The sequence below is a fragment of the Actinomadura sp. 7K534 genome (genome assembly GCF_004348575.1).
Lineage (GTDB): Bacteria > Actinomycetota > Actinomycetes > Streptosporangiales > Streptosporangiaceae > Spirillospora > Spirillospora livida.
This window is the reverse complement of record NZ_SMKB01000427.1, coordinates 1-2,694: the sequence shown is the minus strand read 5'-3', so window position 1 is coordinate 2,694 and position 2,694 is coordinate 1. Positions and strand designations below refer to the sequence as shown.

At 73.5% G+C, this 2,694-nt stretch carries 3 protein-coding genes; all 3 read left to right on the top strand.

Annotation, left to right across the window (positions count from 1 at the left end; all coding sequences use genetic code 11):
* Positions 1-1,050, top strand: a 1,050-nt coding sequence (gene uvrC / locus E1266_RS36735; protein ID WP_132055137.1) for an excinuclease ABC subunit UvrC, incomplete at its 5' end; no start/stop codon positions are given.
* Positions 1,047-1,925: an RNase adapter RapZ gene (gene rapZ, locus E1266_RS36730; protein WP_132055135.1), complete on the top strand. Its 879-nt coding sequence runs from the start codon at positions 1,047-1,049 to the stop codon at positions 1,923-1,925. The genes uvrC and rapZ, both read left to right, overlap by 4 nt.
* A gap of 55 nt (positions 1,926-1,980) precedes the next feature.
* Positions 1,981-2,694 (top strand): uridine diphosphate-N-acetylglucosamine-binding protein YvcK (gene yvcK, locus E1266_RS36725; RefSeq protein ID WP_207946148.1); only part of this gene is annotated, 714 nt, incomplete at its 3' end.

Genomic DNA, 2,694 nt, shown 5'->3' with positions numbered 1-2,694 from the left:
CTCCCGCCCGACGAGGAGGCCATGACCGAGCTGCTGTCGGAGCAGCGCGGCGGGCCCGTCCGGCTCCGCGTCCCGCAGCGCGGCGACAAGAAGGCCCTGCTGGAGACCGTCGCCCGCAACGCGCACGAGGCGCTCAAGCTGCACAAGACGCGCCGCACGTCCGACCTGACGACCCGCAGCCGCGCCCTCCAGGAGATCCAGGACGCGCTGGAGCTGGACGAGGCGCCGCTGCGCATCGAGTCCTACGACGTGTCGAACCTGCAGGGCACGAACGTCGTCGCGTCGATGGTCGTGTTCGAGGACGGCCTGGCCCGCAAGGGCGAGTACCGCCGGTTCACGATCAAGGCCGTCGAGGGCCAGGACGACGTCCGCTCCATCCACGAGGTCATCACCCGCAGGTTCAAGCGCTACCTCGCCGAGACCGAGAAGACCGGCGAACTGGACCACCTCGGGGACGCCGCCGACCCCGAAGAGGGTGCGCACCAGCCGATCGACCCCGAGACCGGGCGGCCGCGCAAGTTCGCCTACCCGCCCAACCTGGTGCTCGTCGACGGGGGCCCGCCGCAGGTCGCCGCCGCGCAGCGGGCGCTGGACGAGCTGGGCGTCGACGACATCGCGGTCTGCGGCATCGCCAAGCGGCTGGAGGAGCTGTGGCTGCCCGGCGAGGCCGACCCGGTCGTCCTCCCGCGCAACAGCGAGGGCATGTTCCTCGTCCAGCGGATCCGCGACGAGGCCCACCGCTTCGCCATCACCTTCCACCGGCAACGGCGATCCAAGTCCATGACGATGAGCGAACTCGATAACGTTCCTGGTCTGGGCCCGGCGCGCCGCGCGGCGCTGCTGAAACACTTCGGCTCGCTGAAGCGGCTGAAGGACGCGACGCCCGAGCAGGTCGCCGAGGTCCCGGGAATCGGCATGCGCAGCGCCGAGGGCATCGTCGCGGCCCTGCACGGCGCCGGGGTCCCGCCGGGACGGCCCGGCGCGCGCGGCGGGGACGGCGGCGGCATCGGCGCCGGCGTGGACGGGGAGCACAGGGGGAGGCGGTCATGAGCACCGAGACGAAGATCCCGGACATCGTGATAATCACCGGCATGTCCGGAGCGGGCCGCAGCACCGCGGCCAAGTCGCTGGAGGACCTCGACTGGTTCGTGGTCGACAACCTGCCGCCGGGACTGCTGGCCACGATGGCCGACCTCGGCGGCCGGGTGAAGGACGCGGTGCCCCGCATCGCCGTCGTCGTGGACGTGCGCAGCCGCGCCTTCACCGAGGACCTGCACTCCTCGATCGCGGAGCTGGAGGCCCGTGGCGTCCACCCCCGGGTCGTGTTCCTGGAGGCGAGCGACGCCGACCTGGTGCGCCGCTTCGAGAGCGTGCGCCGGCCCCACCCGCTGCAGGGCGACGGGCGCCTCGTCGACGGTATCGCGCGGGAGCGCGAACTGGTCCGCGAGGTCCGCGCCGAGGCCGACCTGGTGATCGACACCAGCGGCCTCAACGTGCACGAGCTGCGCAACAAGATCATCGGGTTCTTCGGCAACGACACCGGCGAGTCCAGCCTGCGCGCGACCGTCGTGTCGTTCGGCTACAAGTACGGCCTGCCGGTCGACGCCGATCTCGTCGTCGACTGCCGGTTCCTGCCGAACCCGCACTGGGTGCCGGAGCTGCGGCCGAAGACGGGCCGCGACACCGCCGTCCGCGACTACGTGCTCGGCCAGCGCGGCGCCAAGGAGTTCCTGGACGCCTATGCCGAGGTCCTGCGCCTGCTGTCCGCCGGGTACGAGCGGGAGGGCAAGCACTACGTGACCCTCGCCGTGGGCTGCACCGGCGGCAAACACCGTAGTGTGGCCATGGCGGAACAGATCGCCGCCCGCCTGCGGGACGAGGGCATCGAGGTGCAGGTCGCCCACCGTGACCTCGGCCGCGAGTGACGCCCGCCCGGAACCCGGCGCGGGCCCCGCACGAGGAGAGCAGGAAAACGGCACGGTGAAGCCCAACGGCCCGAAGGTCGTCGCGCTCGGCGGCGGCCACGGCCTCTACGCCTCGCTGTCGGCACTGCGCCGCGTCACCGACCGGCTGACCGCGATCGTGACCGTCGCCGACGACGGCGGCTCCAGCGGACGCCTCCGCCGCGAGCTCGGCGTGCTGCCGCCCGGCGACCTGCGGATGGCGCTCGCCGCGCTGTGCGGCGACGACGAATGGGGCCAGACCTGGCGGGACGTCGTCCAGCACCGCTTCCGCAGCCAGGGCGACCTGCGCGACCACGCCGTCGGCAACCTCCTCATCGTCGCGCTGTGGGAACTCCTCGGGGCCGGCGCCGCCGACGCGCCCGGCGGCTCCACCGTCGCCGGGCTCGACTGGGTCGGGCGGCTGCTCGGCGCGCACGGCCGGGTGCTGCCGATGGCCGCGGTCCCGATGGACATCGTCGCCGAGGTCCGCGGCGCCGACCCCGCCCGCCCCGACGAGATCACCCACGTCAAAGGGCAGGTCGCCTGCGCGAAGACGCCCGGCACCGTGCTCGGGGTGTCGCTCGTGCCCGCCGACCCGCCCGCCTGCCCCGAGGCCCTCGCCGCCGTCGAGGACGCCGACTGGATCGTGTTCGGCCCCGGCTCCTGGTTCACCAGCGTCCTGCCCCACCTGAAGGTCCCGGCCCTGGCGCGCGCCCTCACCGCCACCCGCGCCCGCCGCGCCGTCGCGCTC

Bases quoted from the DNA above. Each gene is read 5' to 3' on its own strand.
- rapZ (WP_132055135.1), top strand. From the start codon at position 1,047: ATGAGCACCGAGACGAAGATCCCGGACATCGTGATAATCACCGGCATG.